This window comes from Arthrobacter sp. 2762, assembly GCF_040548745.1.
Taxonomy (GTDB): domain Bacteria; phylum Actinomycetota; class Actinomycetes; order Actinomycetales; family Micrococcaceae; genus Arthrobacter.
In genome coordinates, this window is the sequence record NZ_JBEPSI010000002.1 from 462238 (window position 1) to 481723 (window position 19486).

At 62.5% G+C, this 19486-nt stretch carries 16 protein-coding genes; 11 read left to right on the plus strand and 5 right to left on the minus strand.

Annotated features, from left to right (window positions below):
* Positions 1–32: 32 nt before the first annotated feature.
* Complete coding sequence (gene alr, locus ABIE18_RS06085) at positions 33–1271, plus strand: alanine racemase (RefSeq protein ID WP_499721752.1); 1239 nt, start codon at positions 33–35, stop codon at positions 1269–1271.
* Positions 1261–2886 (plus strand): PucR family transcriptional regulator, encoded by a 1626-nt coding sequence (locus tag ABIE18_RS06090; protein WP_499721753.1) that lies wholly within the window; start codon positions 1261–1263, stop codon positions 2884–2886. The genes alr and ABIE18_RS06090 overlap by 11 nt, the downstream gene beginning before the upstream one ends.
* Here ABIE18_RS06090 and ABIE18_RS06095 read toward each other — a convergent pair.
* Positions 2883–3689 (minus strand): carbon-nitrogen hydrolase family protein, encoded by an 807-nt coding sequence (locus ABIE18_RS06095; protein ID WP_499721754.1) that lies wholly within the window; start codon positions 3687–3689, stop codon positions 2883–2885. The two genes, ABIE18_RS06090 and ABIE18_RS06095, sit on opposite strands and share 4 nt — an antisense overlap.
* Positions 3690–3942: 253 nt before the next feature.
* Between ABIE18_RS06095 and ABIE18_RS06100 the strand changes: the two genes are divergently transcribed.
* The 7 genes from ABIE18_RS06100 (at position 3943) to ABIE18_RS06130 (ending at position 13493) form a co-directional block, all read left to right on the plus strand.
* Positions 3943–5133: an ROK family transcriptional regulator gene (locus ABIE18_RS06100; RefSeq protein ID WP_499721755.1), complete on the plus strand. Its 1191-nt coding sequence runs from the start codon at positions 3943–3945 to the stop codon at positions 5131–5133.
* Between the two features lie 129 nt (positions 5134–5262).
* A complete protein-coding gene (gene mmsA / locus ABIE18_RS06105) occupies positions 5263–6819 on the plus strand; it encodes a multiple monosaccharide ABC transporter ATP-binding protein (RefSeq protein ID WP_499721756.1) in 1557 nt (518 codons plus the stop codon).
* 44 nt (positions 6820–6863) lie between these two features.
* Positions 6864–8132: an ABC transporter permease family protein gene (gene mmsB / locus ABIE18_RS06110; protein WP_498701921.1), complete on the plus strand. Its 1269-nt coding sequence runs from the start codon at positions 6864–6866 to the stop codon at positions 8130–8132.
* A gap of 52 nt (positions 8133–8184) precedes the next feature.
* Positions 8185–9282 (plus strand): type 1 periplasmic-binding domain-containing protein, encoded by a 1098-nt coding sequence (locus ABIE18_RS06115; RefSeq protein ID WP_498702174.1) that lies wholly within the window; start codon positions 8185–8187, stop codon positions 9280–9282.
* Between the two features lie 497 nt (positions 9283–9779).
* Complete coding sequence (locus tag ABIE18_RS06120) at positions 9780–11189, plus strand: MFS transporter (RefSeq protein ID WP_499721757.1); 1410 nt, start codon at positions 9780–9782, stop codon at positions 11187–11189.
* A gap of 199 nt (positions 11190–11388) precedes the next feature.
* Positions 11389–12798 (plus strand): ABC transporter permease, encoded by a 1410-nt coding sequence (locus ABIE18_RS06125; RefSeq protein ID WP_499721758.1) that lies wholly within the window; start codon positions 11389–11391, stop codon positions 12796–12798.
* A 2-nt stretch (positions 12799–12800) separates the two neighbouring features.
* Positions 12801–13493 (plus strand): ABC transporter ATP-binding protein, encoded by a 693-nt coding sequence (locus ABIE18_RS06130; protein ID WP_499721759.1) that lies wholly within the window; start codon positions 12801–12803, stop codon positions 13491–13493.
* Here ABIE18_RS06130 and ABIE18_RS06135 read toward each other — a convergent pair.
* Genes ABIE18_RS06135 through ABIE18_RS06145 form a run of 3 tightly spaced genes read right to left on the minus strand, consistent with a single transcriptional unit; the run spans position 13471 to position 16496 of the window.
* Positions 13471–14652 carry an ABC transporter permease gene (locus tag ABIE18_RS06135; protein WP_499721761.1) on the minus strand — a complete coding sequence of 394 codons (1182 nt, stop codon included), beginning with the start codon at positions 14650–14652 and terminating at the stop codon, positions 13471–13473. The genes ABIE18_RS06130 and ABIE18_RS06135 overlap by 23 nt on opposite strands.
* Positions 14649–15395, minus strand: coding sequence for an ABC transporter ATP-binding protein (locus tag ABIE18_RS06140; protein WP_499721762.1), 747 nt, complete (start codon positions 15393–15395; stop codon positions 14649–14651). The genes ABIE18_RS06135 and ABIE18_RS06140 overlap by 4 nt, the downstream gene beginning before the upstream one ends.
* 3 nt (positions 15396–15398) lie before the next feature.
* The gene (locus ABIE18_RS06145) at positions 15399–16496 is read right to left on the minus strand and encodes an efflux RND transporter periplasmic adaptor subunit (protein ID WP_499721763.1); all 1098 of its coding nucleotides are present in this window, start codon (positions 16494–16496) and stop codon (positions 15399–15401) included.
* A gap of 138 nt (positions 16497–16634) precedes the next feature.
* Between ABIE18_RS06145 and ABIE18_RS06150 the strand changes: the two genes are divergently transcribed.
* A complete protein-coding gene (locus ABIE18_RS06150) occupies positions 16635–17705 on the plus strand; it encodes a Gfo/Idh/MocA family protein (RefSeq protein ID WP_499721764.1) in 1071 nt (356 codons plus the stop codon).
* 30 nt (positions 17706–17735) lie between these two features.
* On the opposite strand, the gene ABIE18_RS06155 is transcribed toward ABIE18_RS06150, so the two are convergent.
* The gene (locus ABIE18_RS06155; RefSeq protein WP_499721765.1) at positions 17736–18176 is read right to left on the minus strand and encodes a DoxX family protein; all 441 of its coding nucleotides are present in this window, start codon (positions 18174–18176) and stop codon (positions 17736–17738) included.
* A gap of 155 nt (positions 18177–18331) precedes the next feature.
* Here ABIE18_RS06155 and ABIE18_RS06160 point away from each other — a divergent pair, with 155 nt between their 5' ends.
* The gene (locus ABIE18_RS06160) at positions 18332–19432 is read left to right on the plus strand and encodes an FAD-dependent oxidoreductase (RefSeq protein WP_499721766.1); all 1101 of its coding nucleotides are present in this window, start codon (positions 18332–18334) and stop codon (positions 19430–19432) included.
* Positions 19433–19486: the final 54 nt, after the last annotated feature.

Below are 19486 nucleotides of genomic sequence, written 5' to 3' on the forward strand. Positions count from 1 at the left end.
CAATGGTGCAAAATGACCTATAGTGTTCAACCATGAGACGTATTGCACAGTACCAAGAGGGCGGCTCACTGGCCCTCTCCGGTCAGGTCAGAGTGGACCTGTCCGCCATTTCAGACAACATCAAGGCCCTGAAAAACCGGACCAAGGCACCCTTCTTCATGGCCGTAGTGAAGGGCAACGCCTACGGCCATGGCCTCGTGGAAGTAGCGCGCACAGCCGTCGCTTCCGGCGCCGACTGGCTCGGAACCGCGCAGCTCACCGAAGCCATCGCACTGCGCAAAGCCGGGATCACTGAACCGATCCTTTCGTGGCTGTATCTGGCATCCCAGACGAGTGACACCATTCTGGAAGCACTCGAAAACACCATCGATGTCTCCCTCGGAAGCGTCCACCAACTTCAGGTGCTGGCAGGCATCGCCGAACGCCTTGGGCGTCCCGCCGTCGTACATCTTGAACTGGACAGCGGGCTAAGCCGCGGCGGGGCGCGAAAGGAGGATTGGGCCGAACTTGTGGCTCATGCCCGGCAAGCGGAAGTGGATGGCACGGTGCTGGTCCGCGGCATTTGGACCCACTTGGCGTGGGCCGATGTGCCCGCCCATCCTGGAAACGCCAGCGCTGTTGCGGAGTTCGAAGACGCCGTCCGCGAGGCGCGTGATGCCGGACTCAACCCTGAACTGCGGCACGTTTCCAGCTCAGCCAACATCCTGGACCGCCCGGAATTCCACTTCGACATGGTCCGGGCCGGACTCGCAATTTACGGCCTCGCTCCCGCAGACCACCTCAACCCGACCGACTTCGGATTGCGGCCGGCCCTCAGCGTCACCGCCCCCTTGGTGATGGTCAAGAAGGTTCCTGCGGGCACTGGCGTCAGCTACGAGCACCAGGCCATCACCTATGAACCCCGCTACCTGGGCCTCATTCCCCTTGGCTACGCGGACGGCATCCCGAAAGGCATCAGCGGCCGCTCGGTGGTGAACATCGCGGGCCGCAGCGTCCCGGTCATCGGCAAGGTCTGCATGGACCAATTCATGGTGGACCTCGGACCTGAGGCAACGGGGATCGACGTCGGCGATACTGCGGTGTTGTTCGGCGACCCGGCCACCGGTGCGGCGAGCGCAGACGATTGGGGCGCTGCGATCGGCAGCCACGGGGATGAAATCATCAACAGGATCGCCCCGCGATTGCCGCGCGTATACGCCTCCGGGGACGGCGCCTACGAGTGCCCCGACTACCAGGAGCCGGCTACCGCCGGGCAGGACAATGTTGCCTGAGCCCGCCACCGCCCGCCTGAGTTTCGTCACGCTGGAACAGTTCCTGGAGCAGCTGCCGCCCGAGTTGAAAATGCTTCACGACGGCGGCAGCGGCGCCTCGCTGCTGCGCTGGGTGGAACCGAGTGAGTTGGAAGACCCGACACCATATCTTCCGGAGGGCGAGTTCCTGCTGACCGCCGGGCTGCCTTTCCTTGGGGATGGCGGCTCGGCGGCCAGCGTGGACGCCTATGTGCGGCGGCTGGTGGGTGCGAAGGTGGCGGCCCTCGGATTCGGCATCAGGCCCTATTTCGACGCCGTCCCCGACGTCCTCCTCGATGCGTGCCGCAGGCACAACCTCACCCTGTTCGAGGTCCCGGAGTCCGTGCCCTTCGCCGCGATTGGCTTGGAGTTCTCCCAGCTCCTGGAATCAGACAATGCCCGCGTGTTCCGGCAATTGGCCGAAACCAACCGCCAGCTCATGCGGGCCGTGCTCTCCCCCAGACCGGAGCACGAATTGCTGGCGGCCCTCGTCCAGCGTGTGCCCGTGTGGGCGCTGCTGGTCGGGGCGGACGGACGGGTGCGGGCGCGCGGGCACAGTGCCGGCGGCAGCACCGGCGTCGAGCATTCCTTGTTGGCGCCACTGCTGGAACGATTGCTGACCGGCAGCGGCCCGCGTGTGGAGATGGATGGTTTCGAGCAGCCCGGGTCTGCCCTGGTGTTCGGTCATCCGCTGCGCAGTACCAAGGACGCGAACCTCGGGGCGCTGATTCTTGGCTCGGATGCTCCGCTGACGCCTGCGCAGAACAATGTGGTGCAGTCGGCGGTGGGTTTGTTGGAGTTGCTGGTCCGTCAACGAACAAGCGGGTCATTGGCTCCCAGCCAGCTTGCCACTGCTCTGCTCCTGCATCCGGATACCTTGTCCACCGGCGGTACCAAGCACGTCAACGGGCTCAAAGACCTGCTGGCGCAGAGCCTTTCCTCGACGCGCTCCGGCCAGATGCGGGTAGTGCAGGGCATCAAGGCCGAATCCCCTGACTGGCCCGCCGGTGACGGCCCCGTCCGTGAGCTGCTGCAGTGGCGCAGGCTTTTCGATACGAAACTCGTGGAAATAACCGACTACGGTTTCGCGGCCATCACCCGATTGAAGGTGGACGACGCGCTGCTTGCCGACGTCGAGAAGCTTGGCTGGAGGCTGGCGATCGGCGAGCCGACCGAACTCACCGGACTTGCCGCGGCCTATCAGCGCGTGAGTTCGCTGCGAAGCCGGGTGTTATCCAGCGGAAAGAGTGTCCGCGTGGAGGAAGTGCAATGGTCGGTGACTGGTCTTCTTGGACGCGAGGCGGGAACCGTGCTGGCCGAGCGGCTGCTGGCCCCAGTGTTGTCCTTGGAACCTGATCGCCGTGACCCACTGCTGTCAGTACTGCGCGGCTGGCTCAGCGAAAACGGCAGCTGGGACGGTTCCGCCAAGCTGCTGGGCCTGCACCGCAACAGCGTTCGCCGGCAAATAGGCGTCCTCGGTGAGCTGCTCGACATGGACCTTAACCAGGCACAGGTCCGGGCAGAATTGTGGATCGCCCTGCAGTATGCGGACGAACTTGTTGCCGGGTTGTCCGGGTCCGAGGGAGGCGCGGTTTAGGCGCCGGCCTCCCATCTGCGGTAGAGCTCAGGGCGTCGTTCGCGCAGATACGGGACTTCGTTGCGTGCGGCTTTCACCGTCTCCGTACCCACTTCCGCGAACAGGAGCGCCGCCGACTCCCCCGCCGCAGCGAGCAACGAGCCATCGGGGCCGGCAACAACGCTGCCGCCCAGGAAGTTGTAGATGTCCTCGTGCCCGCTGTGGTTGGCGTACGCAACGTTGAGCTGGCTCTCCACCGCGCGGGCACGAATGAGCACCTGCGGCACGTTATCGAACCCCATTGACAACGCCGTGGGGACCAGCAGGAGTTCAGCCCCTCGGGTCGCCGCTGCCCGGACTGCCTCCGGGAACTCAACGTCGTAGCAAATCAGCATCGACGTGCGGATCCCGTTGAACTCCACGACGGCGGGAGGTTCTTGGGCGCCGACGAACGCCTTGCGCTCCTCCGCTCCGAAGAGGTGGACCTTGGCGTAATGCAGGAGTTCCTCGCCGTTGGCATCTACGAGTGTGGCGGTGATGTGCCACGCGTTGTCCTCGGGAGCCGGCGCCGGAAGGCTGTAGACGAGTCCGATGTTGTGCCGGCGGGCGATGCCGGAAAGGCGTTCGCGGATGCCCGGGAGCGTTGCCGGATCCAATTCGGCGTGAAGCCGCAGCGGTGCGTAGCCCACCGGAAAGAGCTCCGGGGTCAGGAGCAACCCGGCCCCTGCCTGGGCGGCGCGCCGGGCGGCGTCGTCGATCGTGCGCAGGTTCGCCTCAACGTCCAGGACGGAAGCGTTGGCCTGCAGGACGGATAGCAGCATCATTACCACCTTGGTTGCACCGGGTACCGGACCGCGGGGGGCCCGGAAGTCTTCTTGTTTCCAGAGTAGGCCTGTGGTCTGACACGTGGAGCGGGGCATTTGGACCCGAAGGCGTGCCAAGCGGGACGCATTGCACGCACACCAGGCCCCACAACCGGAGGAAAGACTGCATCTTGCGTTGGAGTATGTCGGGAATGCTTGACTCCTTGTGTTCACTTCTTGACTACAAGGTTGCTTTTGGGGCAATCTTCTTGTCATGTCCGCTATACAGCGCTCAACGAAGAGCCAACCACGAAAACCCGGCTCGCAATCCGCGCTCCGGCACCTGAACCAGCAACGGATTATCGAGTGCTTGCTCAGTGGGCCGTCAACGCAAGCCGAGCTTTCCAGGCAGACCGGGCTCTCCACCGCCACTGTGTCCAACATCGTGAAAATCATGCAGGACGCAGGCCTCGTATCCACCGAACCAACCACCAGCTCCGGACGCCGGGCAACCAACGTGAGGTTGAACAGCAACGGTGCGGTCGCCGTCGGAATCGACTTCGGCCGACGACACCTCAGGGTGGTCCTGGCATCCCTCGGATACCACGTCATCGCCGAAGATTTCATTGAACTTCCGTTGGGCCATCATGCCGAGGAAGGCATCGCGGCGGCAGTGCGGTTGCTGGGGCGATTGCTCGCGGAAAATGGCATCGATCCGAGCGCGGTAGTGGGCGCAGGTGCGGGCATCCCCGGGCCGATCGACCGCCGAACAGGCACCGTTGCCCAAGGTGCCATCCTCCCCGAATGGGTGGGAATCGACATCCTCCATAGGCTTGAGGAAGCCCTGAATTGCCCCGTATTTGTTGATAATGACGCCAATCTGGGAGCCCTGTCAGAGGTGACATGGGGACCCCATAGCGGGGTGTCCAACCTGATGTTCCTCAAGATCGGATCCGGTATCGGTTCCGGTCTGATTCTCAACGGTGTGCCCTACTACGGGAATGTGGGCATCACCGGCGAAATCGGCCACGCGACCATCCACGAGCACGGGTTGGTGTGCCGATGCGGCAACCGCGGCTGCCTTGAAACAATAGCTTCAACCACCACCATGATTGAGCTGCTGGGCCGCGGCAAAGAGACATCATTGACGCCGCAGGACATCGTCCGAAATTGCCTCGCAGGTGACTCCGCAACCCAGCGCGTAGTGGATGATGCCGGCCTTGCCGTGGGGCGCGCACTGGGCAACGTCGCCAACCTGATCAACCCTGAAGTGATCGTCGTGGGAGGTCCACTGGCAGGGCTCGGCGACCTCCTGTTGGACCCCATTCGAAGGGGCCTCGTTCGCCACGCTGTGCCCGTTGTGGGCGAAACAACGCACCTTGCGATGTCGTCATTGGGGGCGCGCGCGGAAGCACTTGGAGCAGCAGCTTTGGTGTTCCAGCATGCAGGAATTACGGGTAGGTAACGAAATCGTTAGCTGGTTCTTGTGTTCAAGTCTTGACGACAAGATAGGTGATCCAGTTTACTTTTTCATCAGACAGCTCCGCCGTTTGGGGAGCGACAACGAAGTCATGCATTGGAGGCGTAAGGGCTAATGACAACCCCTGACACGCAAGACGAACCCATCCTCTTGGAGATGCGTTCGATCACGAAGGAATTTCCCGGCGTGAAGGCTTTGTCGAATGTGAGCCTTCGGGTAAAGGCCGGCGAAATCCACGCCATCTGTGGCGAGAACGGTGCTGGAAAATCCACCCTGATGAAGGTCCTTTCCGGGGTGTATCCGCACGGCAGCTACACCGGCGACATCGTGTACATGGCCGAAACGCAGCAATTCAAGGACATCCGCGCAAGCGAAGCTGCGGGCATCGTCATCATCCATCAGGAGCTGGCGTTGATCCCGGAACTGTCCATCATGGAGAACATCTTCCTCGGCAACGAGCCAACCAAATGGGGTGTGATCGACTGGGCGGAGGCCCGGAAACGCTCCACCGAACTGCTGGCCAGGGTTGGCCTCCGTGAGGACCCCGACACTCCCATCAAGGAACTCGGCGTCGGCAAGCAGCAACTTGTGGAGATCGCCAAGGCGCTGAACAAGTCCGTGCGCCTGCTGATCCTGGACGAGCCCACAGCAGCCCTGAACGAATCGGACTCCCAGCACCTGCTGGACCTGATCCTGGGCCTGAAGGGCAAGGGAATCACCTCGATCATCATTTCCCACAAGCTCAACGAGATCGAACAGATTGCCGATGAGATCACCATCATCCGCGACGGAAAGTCGATCGAAACGCTGAACGTCAAGCGGGATGGCGTCGACGAAGACCGCATCATCAAAGGCATGGTGGGCCGGACACTCGAGTCCCGTTTCCCGGACCATGAACCGAAGATCGGCGAGGTCTTCTTCGAAGTCAAGGACTGGACCGTCGGTCACCCACAGATCCAGGACCGGCTGATCTGCAAGGGCTCCAACTTCTTCGTGCGGCGTGGTGAAATTGTGGGCTTCGCTGGACTTATGGGCGCCGGGCGCACGGAACTTGCCCGCTCACTCTTCGGGCACTCCTACGGCCGTTTCATCAAGGGACAGGTTTACAAGGACGGCAAGCCGGTCAACCTTCGCAGCGTCCGCGCGGCCATCGATGCCGGCCTGGGTTACGTGACTGAAGACCGGAAGTCCCTTGGCCTGAACCTGCTGGATGACATCAAGACCACCACGGTTGCGGCAAACCTCCGCGCGATCAGCAAGTACTCGGTGGTGGACGACCGCAAGGAGTTCTCGGTTGCCGAGGAATACCGAAAATCCCTGCGCACCAAGACTCCCTCAGTTGAGGAGGGCGTGGCCAAGCTTTCCGGCGGTAACCAGCAGAAAGTTGTGCTGGCCAAATGGATGTTCACCGATCCGGATCTCCTGATTTTGGATGAACCTACCCGAGGAATCGATGTGGGCGCCAAGTACGAGATCTACGGCATCATCCAGAGGCTGGCGAACCAGGGCAAGGGAGTGATTGTCATTTCCTCGGAGCTGCCCGAGCTCCTGGGCCTGTCCGACCGCATTTACACCATTTTTGAAGGCGCCATTACCGGTGTCCTGGACAAGAACGAAGCCAGCCAGGAAAGCCTGATGAAACTCATGACCTCCGCCCGCAAGACGGCCTGACCGTTGGCCCAGACTCACCCCTTCCTGACACAAGGACCAAAACAATGAACGCGCTCAAGAAGCTATTTGGTGGCAATACCCGCCAGTTCGGCATGATCTTCGCCCTGGTGGCACTTATCGTCTTCTTCCAGATCTTCACCGAGGGCCGGACGCTGACCCCTGGCAACGTGATCAACCTGTTCAACGGCAACTCCTACATCCTGATCTTGGCCATCGGCATGGTCCTGGTTATTATTGCCGGCCATATTGACCTCTCTGTGGGTTCCGTGGCCGCATTTGTGGGTGTTTCCGTAGCCCTCGCCATCCGGGACTGGGGTATCCCCTGGTACATGGGTGTGCTCTTCGGGCTGGTGCTCGGTGCCGTGATCGGGGCCTGGCAGGGATTCTGGACAGCGTATGTTGGCATCCCCGCCTTCATCGTGACGCTGGCAGGCATGCTCCTGTTCCGTGGTTTCAACCAGTTCGTAGGCAAATCCAACACCATCCCTGTCCCCAGCGACTTCCAATACCTGGGTTCCGGCTACCTGCCTGAAATCGGCCCGAACACGGGCTTCAACAACCTCACCCTATTGTTGGGCATCCTGGCCGCGGCGTTCGTTGTCATCATGTCCCTGCGGGCCCGGGCTACCAACAAGGCCCTCGGCGCCGACGTTCCCGAGCTCTGGGTTGAGGTCACCAAGCTGGTCCTGATCTGTGGTGCCATCCTCTACGCCACATACCTGTTCGCCACCGGCCGCCCCGGAACCTCCTTCCCCATCCCCGGTTTGATCCTGGCCGTGCTGGTCCTGATCTACGGTTTCATCGCCGACAAGACGGTCCTGGGCCGTCACGTCTACGCCGTGGGTGGTAACCGGCACGCAGCAGAACTGTCCGGTGTGCAGTCCAAGAAGGTCAACTTCATGGTCATGCTCAACATGTCCGTCCTTGCAGGCCTCGCCGGCATGATCTTCGTTGGCCGCTCCACCGCCTCCGGTCCCTTTGACGGCGTCGGTTGGGAACTGGACGCAATCGCAGCCGTGTTCATCGGTGGCGCCGCAGTTACCGGCGGCGTTGGTACCGTGATCGGCTCGATCGTTGGTGGCCTGGTGATGGCTGTGCTGAACAACGGCCTCCAGCTCCTGGGCGTAGGCGCCGACCTCACCCAGATCATCAAGGGCCTGGTACTGCTGATCGCTGTTGCCTTCGACGTCTACAACAAGATCCAGGGCAAGCGTTCCATCACCGGCCTGTTGATGAGGAATTTCCAGCGCAACAACGACATAAAACCGGATGAAACCACATCCACCAAAGAGGTCATCTCAAAGGAAGCCTGATCGGTTTCCGCCTGACTCGCTCCACCCCACCACACAGAAAGTGAACCAAGATATGCGAATGTTTGGTAAAGCAGGAAAGGCAGCAGCAGTAGCTGCCATCGCGGCACTGGCGCTGACAGCCTGCGGCCGCTCTGACAGCGGCTCAAGCAGCAGCACTGCTGGCGGGGAAGCGTTCCCCAAGGACTCGATGATCGGCGTCGCCCTTCCGCAGAAGACCAGTGAAAACTGGGTCCTCGCGGAGAAGCTGTTCAACGACGGCCTCAAGGGTGCCGGATTCAAGCCCGACGTCCAGTTCGCCAACGGCGGCGTGTCCGAGCAGCAGAACCAGATCAGCGCCATGGTCACCAAGGGTGCCAAGGTCATCATCGTTGGCGCAATCGACGGCGCACAGCTGGGTACGCAGCTCAAGCAGGCCAAGGACTCCGGCGCCACGGTCATTGCTTATGACCGTCTGCTCCTGAACACGGAGAACGTGGACTACTACGTGGCGTACGACAACTTCAAGGTCGGCGTGCTGCAGGGCCAGGCCCTGCTGGACGGGTTGAAGGCCAAGAAGCCTTCCGGTCCGTACAACATCGAGCTCTTCGCGGGTTCCCCGGATGACGCCAACGCCAAGGTCTTCTTCGATGGCGCCATGAGCGTCTTGAAGCCGAAGATCGACGACGGAACGCTCAAAGTCCTCTCGGGCCAGACTGCGTTCGAGCAGGCCGTAACCCAAGCGTGGAAGGGCGAAAACGCCCAGAGGCGTGCGGACACCCTCTTGGCAGGCAGCTACACCTCGGCCTCGCTGGACGGCGTACTTTCCCCGAATGACCTCTTGGCACGCTACATCCTGAACTCAGTCAAGGCCGCCGGCAAGCCGATTCCGGTCATCACAGGCCAGGACTCCGAGGTTGAGTCCGTCAAGTCGATCATGGCTGGCGAACAGTACTCCACCATCAACAAGGACACCCGCAAGCTGGTTGAGCACGCCATCACCATGGTGAAGGACCTGCAGGCCGGCAAGCAGCTGGAAATCAATGACAAGGATTCTTACAAGAACGGTGTCAAGACTGTTCCGGCTTACCTGCTCCCGCCGCAGATCGTGACGGCAGCGAACGTTAAGACGGCTTACGTGGACGATCCGGTACTCGGCCCGATCACCAAGTAACACCAATCACCAAGTAACACCTCTTAGCAGCAAGCAACAGCAAGCCCCGGACCGCCAGCATTCAGCCGGCGGGCCGGGGCTTTCGCTTGCCTGAACCGTTTTCCACGAAGCTTCCATGTCTGCAGGCCCCGGAGTTTACCGAGGGGCTGGATACAACGAATTAACTTGTCAACTCTTGACCGGGGCGGATCGACCCCCTTAGAGTTCTGATATATGAGTCATATGTCACACGTTGCCGACCCCTACCCGAGGTTTTGAACTCGATGGATCGGCGCGAGGGTGCCGAAAACCAAGCCCTTGCCGTATCCGTCTCGAACAGCAGTGATACATGACGACGCCGAAATCATCTCGCAAGTCCTGCGCGGGCATATCGGCTGGCATCGAGCCAGTCGGCATCGCCCACCGGTCGCTAAGGGCTGCGGCTGTCCGTGCATCCATGAAACGGCGCTCTGGTGCCGTCAACGGTTTGTGCTGAAGCCAGAAGGGAACAAATCTCAATGATCCATCCGACCAGGACGACGGACTCCGTCGACACCTCCATATCAAAAGAGACCAGCTCCAAGTTCAAACGCCGCTTCATGGTGCGGCTCGTCGCTGTCTTCATCGGTGGGATGTTCCTCGACGGTTACATCCTCGGAATTATCGGCCCCGTCACCGGACTCATGCGGTCAGAGCTCCAGCTCGACGCACTATCTCTGGGCATGATCGCCGCGGGCCCGCTGGTTGGTATCTTCGTCGGCTCCCCGCTGGCCGGCTGGGCTACTGACAAGTTCGGACGCAAGCCCATGTTCCTCGTGGACATGGGCCTGTTCCTGGTCGCCTCAGCGGCCCAGTTCTTCGTAACCTCCGGAGACGGGGCCGTGATCCAGCTGGCCGCCATCCGGTTCCTCATGGGCGTCGCGATCGGCGGCGAGTACTCAATCGGTGGGCCCTTGCTATCAGAGTTCTCCCCTCCGAAGCTGCGCGGGCGATTGCTCGGGCTGACTCTGATCGCCTGGTATGTGGGTTTCATGATGGCCTTCATCATCGGCACGCTCCTGCACGACGCCGGCACCCCATGGCGCCTCGTCATCGGCACGAGCACGATACTCGCATTGGTCCTGTTCCTCGCCCGCATGGGCCTCCCCGAATCGCCGAGCTGGCTCATTACGAAGGGACGGCACAAGGAAGCACTCGCGATCGCACACAGATACGTCGAATCGCCCCAAATGCACGACAGCATCACCGGAGAGATCGATCTGAGGATGCTCCAGGAGGCCCAAGCCGCGCAGAGCAGGACCAAAATCAAGGGCGCCTCCTTCGGAATGCTGTTCTCGAAGCAGAACTGGCGCGCCACCCTCTTCACCTCAGGTTTTTGGTTCTGCGCGGTCACTCCGTACTTCGCGATCGCGACCTTCGCCGACGACGTGCTCGACCAATTCGGCTTCGGCGGCTGGACCGGTGGAGTCGGCCTGTCCGCACTTGCAGCCGCGGGTGTTGTCATCACCGTACTTCTGATTGACAAGCTCGGCCGCCGAATCCTCACTGTGCCCGGGCAGTGGCTCTGCGCAGGCATCCTGCTGATCATCGGAGTCTGGGCGGACGCACCAGCGATCATCGTGCTCGTACTGTTCCTCGCCTTCTCCTTCTTCAATGCCGGCTACACCACGATGACCCAGGTCTATCCGGCCGAGGTATTCCCCGGCCACCTGCGCGGCATCGGCATGGGCTTCGCCGCGGCCTTCAGCCGCATCGGAGCCGCACTCGGCACCTTCGCCCTGCCATGGGCGATCAGCAACATCGGCCTGGGCACAAGCATGGTCATAGCCGCCGCCGTCGCATTACTCGGCGCAGTCCTCTCGCAATGGCTCGCGCCTGAGACGAAGGGGCGCACCCTCGCCGAGATCTCAGCAAACTTCTCCCACTGACACCGGGACTGCACGGAGAACCCGTGCCGGGCTCAGGATTCTGAGCCCGGCACGGGTTCTTTGGCTCCTTGACGAGCCCACTGCTTTCACAGCCCACGCATAGCTTCGGCAGGCTTTCCGCACAGCAGCGCTCAGCAATGTTGGACCTGCAGCCCGCGAGCCAGCGGTCTGCGGAACTCAGCAGGTCCAAAGGAGAAACGTGAGCGTCCTTGCCCGAAGCGTAGGCAATGCCTTCCGCAACAAAATCAGAACGGCCGCGGTAGTCGCTGTGCTGGCCGTAGCGATCGGCCTGGCATTGGCCATGCTTGTGGCCAACCAGGCCGTGGGTGCCAAGGTCCAGGAGCTCAATGCTTCCGTGGGCACCACCCTGACAGTGAATCCGGCTGGTGGGCAGGGCTTCGAAGGTGGCGGCGAGCCGCTCACCGCCGCTCAAGCGCAAACGGCAGCCGCGGTCACCAACGTGACGTCCGTGGTGGGTACCAAGGCTCTGCGTTTGCAGACGGCGACCGCAGAAACAAGCACCACGCAGGCCGCTCAGGGCGGTTTCGGTCCCGGTGGGCAGCAGGCCAGCGTCACCACAAACCTCACGGCAGCCATCGACGCCGGCACCCTTGGCAACCGTAACGGCTCTACCACTAACACCGGAGGTACAGGCACCACCCAACGAGTTCGCGCCCTTCCCATTACGGCCACAGGCATCGGCGCCGAGGTTGACAGCGCTGGCAAGGCCTTGGACATCACCAGCGGCACCGGCCTGGGCGACTACACCACGGCGGCGGCAAAGGCGCTGGTGGGAACGACGCTGGCGCAAAAGAACAACCTCACCGCGGGTTCCACCTTCACCATCCAGGACAAGACGTTCACCGTAGCTGGCATCTTCGACGCCGGAACCGCCTTCGGAAACAACGCCGTCTACGTCACCCTTCCGGAAGCCCAAACCCTGGCGGGAACTCCTGACGAGCTCTCCACGATGATCGTCACAGTCAACAGCATGGAAAACGTCGACAGCACCAAGACAGCAGTCCAGTCCGCCTTGGGAGCCGGCAAGGCCGACGTCACCCAGGGCCAACGCAACCTCGAAACCGCGGTCAGCTCGCTGGACAGCGTCAAGAACATCTCCTTGGTTGCGTTCATTGCGGCACTCGCTACCGCCGGGCTCATCATCCTCCTCATCATGGTGATGCTGGTCCGTGAACGCCGCCGCGAAATTGGCGTGTTGAAGGCCATCGGTGCCCGGAACCGCACTATCGGCCTGCAGTTTGTCCTTGAATCGCTGGTACTCGTGGCCTTGGGCAGCGTGGTGGGAGCCGCTATTGCATCACTCGCCAGCGGTGGTATCGCGTCCGCGCTGATCAGTTCAAACACCAGCACGACGGCGGCCCCAACCACCCAGCGCGCGGGCGGTTTTGCCGGTGGCGGTTTCGCCGGTGGCCAGGGCGGTCCTTTCGGTGGGGCCTCCCAACTGCTCACGTCCGTCACGGCGACCGCTTCCCCCGGCGTCATTGCTGCAGGCATCGCCGCGGTCTTCGCCGTGGCCATCATCGGCGCGTTGGTCCCGGCCTTGCTGACCGCCCGCATCCGTCCCATCGAAGTACTCCGAGGAGAATAGCCGTGATTGAAGTCAAGGACCTGGTCCGTCAGTTCAAGTCCGGCGACAGGACCATCAAGCCTGTCAACGGTGTCAGCTTCCAGCTGGAGAAAGGATCTCTGGCCTCGATCGTTGGCAAGAGTGGCAGCGGCAAAAGCACACTGTTGTCCCTCCTGGGTGCGCTGGACAAACCAACCAGCGGAGACGTCGTCGTGGATGGCGTCAGCCTGGCCGGGCTGCCGGACAGCAAGCTGACGGAGTACCGCCGGCGCGATATCGGCTTCGTGTTCCAACAGTTCAACCTGATCCCGAACCTTAGCGCCGTGGACAACGTCATGCTGCCCATGGAGTTCGCCGGGGTCCGGAAGACTGCGCGGCTGAAGCGTGCCAAGGAATTGCTGGAGCAGGTGCAGTTGGATCCGGAGAAGCAGTCCCGGCGGATCAACCGCCTCTCCGGTGGCGAGCAGCAGCGCGTGGCGATCGCGAGGGCGCTGGCCAACGAGCCCAAGCTGATCCTTGCCGATGAGCCCACGGGAAACCTGGATGAGCAGACGGGCGAGCACATCATCGAGCTGCTGAGCTCACTGAGCCGCGACCACAACACCACCATCCTGGTAGTCACCCACGATCGCAGCTTGGCGCAAAAAACGGAACGCTGCTTCCGGCTTCAGCAGGATCGGCTGACGGAGGAGGTCAAAAGCGGATTGCATCGATGACCTTGACGCGCACCGCCACGAGCGCCGGGATGGCTCCGGCGAGTGCGCCCACAAGGACAGCTGCGCCAAAGCCCAGGAGCGCTGCGTCCACGGGGAAGGACGGATATTCAGTCAGGCCCGGCGCTACCTTTGACTCGATCCAGGGGTTCTTCACTACTGCGACAGCCAGCATGACGCCCACCAGGCCGGCAACTGCGGTGGCTACGACGGATTCCATCATGACGCCGAAGAAGATGCGGCCGGACGTCGCGCCGAAACTGCGTCGGATGCCGATTTCCCGGACCCGGTAGCGCACGGTGACCATGGAGATGTTGAGCATTCCCACTGCCCCGAGCAGGAGCACCAGCCCGGCCACTCCGCCAACTATCCACTGGGCCGGTCCCAGCGGGTCACCGTAGGCGGCGAAGTCCATTCGGGTTGCTTGCGCGTAGTACCCGGGAAATTGACCTTGGAGGTCCGCGGAAATAGCGGCGGCCACGGCATCGGCCTGGTCCTCCCCCACCCACACCTTGAACTCGGACATTTGTGATTCCATTCCGGTCATCGCCGCGCCGCCGGTGAGGATGAAGGCAGCCGGCGGTTGCTGCGGATAGGCATCGGGCACGACGCCGATAATCACCGCAGTGGCAGGCTGCTGACCGGGGATGGTAACGGTTGGGCTGGTGGTCAGGTTGGGCATTCCGGCTTGGTTATAGAACGCTTCGGAGACGACGACGGCGGGTGCGAGCCGTTGGTCGTCGTCGGCCGCGAACCAGGTTCCCTGGGTAAGCGGTACGCGGTGGATGATGCCGTATCCAATGTCCACGATGGTCACGTCAACGTTGGTTACGCCACGCGGAAACTGGAAGCCCGCCTGGGTCCTGCCAACGTGGGTGGACGTGGTGATGCCGAAGCGCTGTTGGATGCCTTCGTAGACCTTCTCCAGTTTCGCGGGATCAGGCGAGGAAGGGCCGTTCACGCTCAGTGCCAGGGTGGCTACGCGGCCACCGTTGCGCTCGGACTGCACCTTGATTCCTTCACGGACCAGGCTCCCGATTCCTACCACCGACGTCAACGCTGCCACAGAAAGGGCGACCCCAAGGAGGGCCAAGAGGATGCGGACCTTGTTGATCCGGAGTTCCTGCCAGGCTTCCACCATCGTGGACATGAAGCCGGTCATGCGCTGACTCCTGCTGTTTCTGCAACTGCCAGCGGGCTGAGCACGCCGGCATCCAGGCGGTAGCAGGCGCGGGCAAGGGCTGCCACATTGGTATCGTGCGTGATGGTCACCAGTGCGGCCGCGGTCTCCGTGGCCACGGTGTCCAGCAAGGCCATGACAGCCTGCCCGGTTTCCACGTCCAAGGCACCCGTTGGTTCATCGGCAAGGATGAGCCGTGGCCTGCGGACCAGGGCGCGTGCGATGGCAACGCGTTGCTGCTCACCGCCGGACAGCATGTTTGGCATCGTGTTTGCCCGGGCTGCCAGGCCGACGCGGTCCAGCATGTCCATGGCCAGTTCACGCCGGCGCCAAAATTCCCTGCCCTCGGCGTAAAAGAGCGGCGTGATGACGTTGTCCAAAGCGTTGCGGCCCGGCAACAGGTTAAATTGCTGGAACACGAAGCCAACCGTTGATCCACGCAGGCGGGCACGGGCGTTGCTGCTCAGCCGCTCGGCAGGGTTGCCGAGGAATTCCAGCTCACCGGAGGTGGGGACATCCAGGAGCCCCAAGAGGTTGAGCAGGGTCGATTTTCCGCATCCTGAACGCCCAACAATGGCCGTGTGATCACCACTTTGGACCTCAAGATCGATGCCGCGGAGGATATGCAGTTGCTGCTCATCCGGCAGCGTCACCGACCGGGTGACTGACCGAAGACTGACGAGGGTTTCCTTGTTGCTCTCTGCTAGCTGAGCTGTTTCTGTCATGCTTCAGCCCGCCGGAGCGTAGGCAGCCTGTCCCGGCCCCATCATGGGACCCGGGACAGCTGGAGCGCCGGGCACGAACTCGAGGACTTGTTCGCCCTCGGACAGCCCGGAAACAACCTCAACCACAGAACCATCATTCAGGCCCAACTGGACCGTCCGCTGCTCGGGAGCTGCGCCGCTCCCGGCCGGACCCGATATCCAGACGATGCCGTCCTTCACGCTTCCTTTCACCGAGGTCAGCGGAACCGTCACCACATCAGCGGCGACGCCAGCGCTGACGGTCATGGTCGCGCCAAGTCCGGCAAAGACTTCATGCCCAGCGGGGATTGCGCAGCTAAGCGTTCCCGTGGGCGTGCCACCTTTCTGCGACTGGCCGCCGCCCCCGCCGGGGATTGCGACTGCCCCGCCGACGCCCATGCCAGCACCTCCGCCTGTGGACGACAATCCTCCCGAGCCGCCTCCGCCGTCGTCGGAAGCGTTGTTCTTCAGCGTCACCTCGGTGCACTGGAACGGCGCCGGTCCACCCACCAAAGCGATCTCCGCCGGGCCCGGCTTACCGAGCAGGCGGTACTGCTGGGCCGCGGTCACCGAGCCGGCCACTGTGTAGGTGCCCGGATCGATCTTGCCGACGCTTTCCCCGACGCTCACTTGTTGGTCGATCAGCGTGGTCAAGGACTGCAAGGTGCCGCCGCTGGGGGCAAGGACGTTGAAGTAGTCATAGACAGGCTTCGGCTGCGAGGACATTCCGTCCTTGGACGGCTGCGTGGATGTCACGGCGCGCTCGGCTTTGACCTGGAACAGGGCATCGCCCTTCGCCACCGTGGCGCCCGGTTCAACAAAAACCTTGATGACCTTGCCCGCAGACGTGCTCCGGACAGGTTCGGCCGCATCGCTCTGGACGGTGCCCTTGATTTCCACAGTATTGGTGACAGTTGCGCGGGTGGCCGGGACCACCGGGATGTCCACTTGCGCCAAGGGCGCTGGCCCGGAATCAGACGGCTTGAGGCCATCTACGAAAGCGATCTTGACCAAAGCCACCGCAATTACTGCGAAAACCACTAGCCAGGCAACCGGCAAAATGACGCGCCGAAAAATACCCATCCCTGCTCCATTTCGGTAACTCCCCACAGAACCTCTGCGAGGGATGATTACCTCAGCCTAGGTGAGGAATTTGGCAGTGCCGGGCATTCGCGTGACTCGACAGAGTGCTTACTGTTTGGGGATGAGAGGATGGCAGTCATGACGCTCCCTATCGCCAAACCGTGGCTGTCCAGCCAGACCAACCAGGATCCCCGGGCTGCCACCGGCCGCCGCTTGCGCTGGGGAGTGGTGTCCACGGGCAACATCGCCAACAGCGTTTCCCAGGACCTTTCCCTGCTGGAGGATGCAGAACTCTACGCGGTGAGCTCCAGGACCCAGGCAGCGGCGGACGCTTTTGCGCACACCCTTGGTTTCGCCAAGGCCTACGGGAACGACGCCGGTGTCCCCGGCTACCAGCGGTTGTTCGACGATCCCGCCGTGGACGTGGTTTACGTGGCAACACCCCATGCCCAGCACTTCCAGATTGCGGCAGCCGCACTCCGGGCCGGCAAGCATGTCCTCTGCGAGAAGGCCCTCACCATCAACGCTCGCGAAGCCACCGAGCTGGTGAACTTGGCCCGCGAGCACAAGGTCTTCTTCATGGAGGCCGTCTGGAGCCGGTTCCTGCCCAGCATGCAGCGCGCCTTTTCCATTGCCGCTTCAGGGGAAATCGGACACACCCAGTGGGTCAGCGCGGACCTCGGATTCCCTGCGCCGTACGATCCCTCCGCCCGCATCTGGGCACTCAATGATGGTGGCGGCGCGCTTCTGGACATCACCGTCTACCCGTTGCTTTGGGCCCTGGGAACACTGGGCTTCCCACAGTCCGTTACCGCGATCGGCACGTTGAACGAGGACGGCGTGGACACCCAGAATGCGCTGACGCTCGGTTATGCCAGCGGCGCCCAAGCGCAGCTGACGTCGTCCCTGACGGCCCACGGGCCGCGGACCGCCACGGTAGCTGGCGGGCTCGGGTACCTGCAGACGGTGGGCTCCGTGAACAACCCGCGGGAACTGCTGATCCGTGTCGGTTGGGACGAGCCGCGACACGAACGGTTCGATGTGGTGGGCGTGGGCTACACCTACGAACTCCGCGAGGTGACCCGCTGCATTCAACAAGGCCTGACGGAGAGCCCCGTGATGCCGCTGGAGGACTCGGTGAACGTGATGCGCTTGTTCGACGGCGTGCGGTCCCAATTGGGGATCCGGTACCCGAACGACGCGCGGTGAGCTTCGCCGTCGGGAGTTAACCCGACTGTATTAACGCCTCTGGCCCACCGGCTGCCTGGCCAGCTTCCGGTCCAGGGACCAGGCGCCGGGACCGAGGAACACAAACGCCACGGAAATGGCAACGTAGACGATCAAGAGTTCTGCGGTGACCCCGGACTTGTCCGTGAGCAGTGGTTTGCCTGCTTCCGTCACGAACCAGATGCCGGCAAACATGATTGCCGTGAGGAAGCCGGCTACCCTGGTCAAAGCGCCGAGGACCAGGAGCAGGCCCAGTCCAATCTCACCTGCGATCACCAGCCAAGCAACGATCTCGGGCTTCTGGACGCCCATGGCAGCAACCGACGCGGCAAAAGCGGTGTGCCCGGCCATGAACTTTTGGATGCCGTGCACCATGATCAAGGCGCCAAACACCACGCGCAGGATCGTGACGCCGCGGGCAGAGGACTTGGGAGACGGGTGAAGGAATTTCACCCGTCCCAATCTTCCATGCCTTCCCACCAAGTGCCAACCCAACTGGGTCGCAGAAGATGCCGTTTTGAAGGCTCAAAACGGCATGAACTGCTACCCACTTGGGTGAGTGGGGGCAGAATGGAACCTGATAGTGGGCCAAGGTGGATGGAGCTGGCATGGTGGACGTCGTAGTTGTTGGCGGAGGAGCAATGGGATCGGCCGCCGCGTGGCAGTTGGCCCGGAGCGGTAAGTCCGTGGTCCTGTTGGAGCAGTTCGAGGCCGGTCACCACATTGGCGCCTCCCACGGCGCCACCCGTAACTTCAACACCGCCTACGCCGAGGCCGACTACCTGGACCTCCTCGCCGAAGCCAAGAACCTGTGGGATGAGCTGGCCGCAGAAACCGGGGCACCGCTGCTGGACCTGGTGGGACTGGCGAACCACGGCAACGTCGAGCGGCTCCGGACCGTCCAAGCGGCTCATCAGGAACGCGGCATCGAAAGCTACTTCATCTCAGCCGACGAGGCCATGGACCGGTGGCAAGGCATGAACTTCGCCACCGATGTGCTTTTCGTTCCCGGATCTGGACGTATCCGTTCGGCCAACGCGCTGGAGGCACTTCGCAAGGCAGCCGAGTCCCATGGCGCCATCTTCAAATACTCGACGCCGGTCCACGACATCCGCATCGACGGCGCCGAAACCGTGGTCGTCGTGACGGACGAGACCGAGTACACAGCCAACCGCGTGGTAGTCACCGCAGGCGCGTGGACGAACAAGCTGCTCGGCGAACACGCGAAGCTACCGCCGCTGGTTGTTACCCAGGAGCAGCCCGCCCACTTCACCCCCGTGGACAACACGCTCGTCTGGCCAAGCTTCAACCACAGCCCGGACATGGACGATCCCGCGTACGAATACTGGTACAGCCCCGTCTACGGGATGCTCACACCGGGCGAAGGGGTCAAGGCGGGATGGCATGGCGTCGGCCCCGTCATGGACCCGGACGAGCGCACGTTCCAGCCCATACCCGAGCAGCTCGATGCCTTGGTGAGATACGCGCAGGAGTGGCTTCCCGGCGTCGACCCTTCAACCGCGGTTCCCATCAGCTGCACCTACACCACCACGCCCACCGAGGACTTTGTGCTGGACCGCTTTGGACCGTTGGTGGTGGGGGCCGGGTTCTCCGGGCACGGTTTCAAGTTCACTCCGGCTATTGGCCGGGTGCTGAAAGACATCGTCGACGGCGGCGTGGCGCCTCGGCGGTTCCTGGCCGACCGTTAGAAATTCATAGACAGATAATGCCCCCGAGACCGCGTCTCAGGGGCATTATCTGTC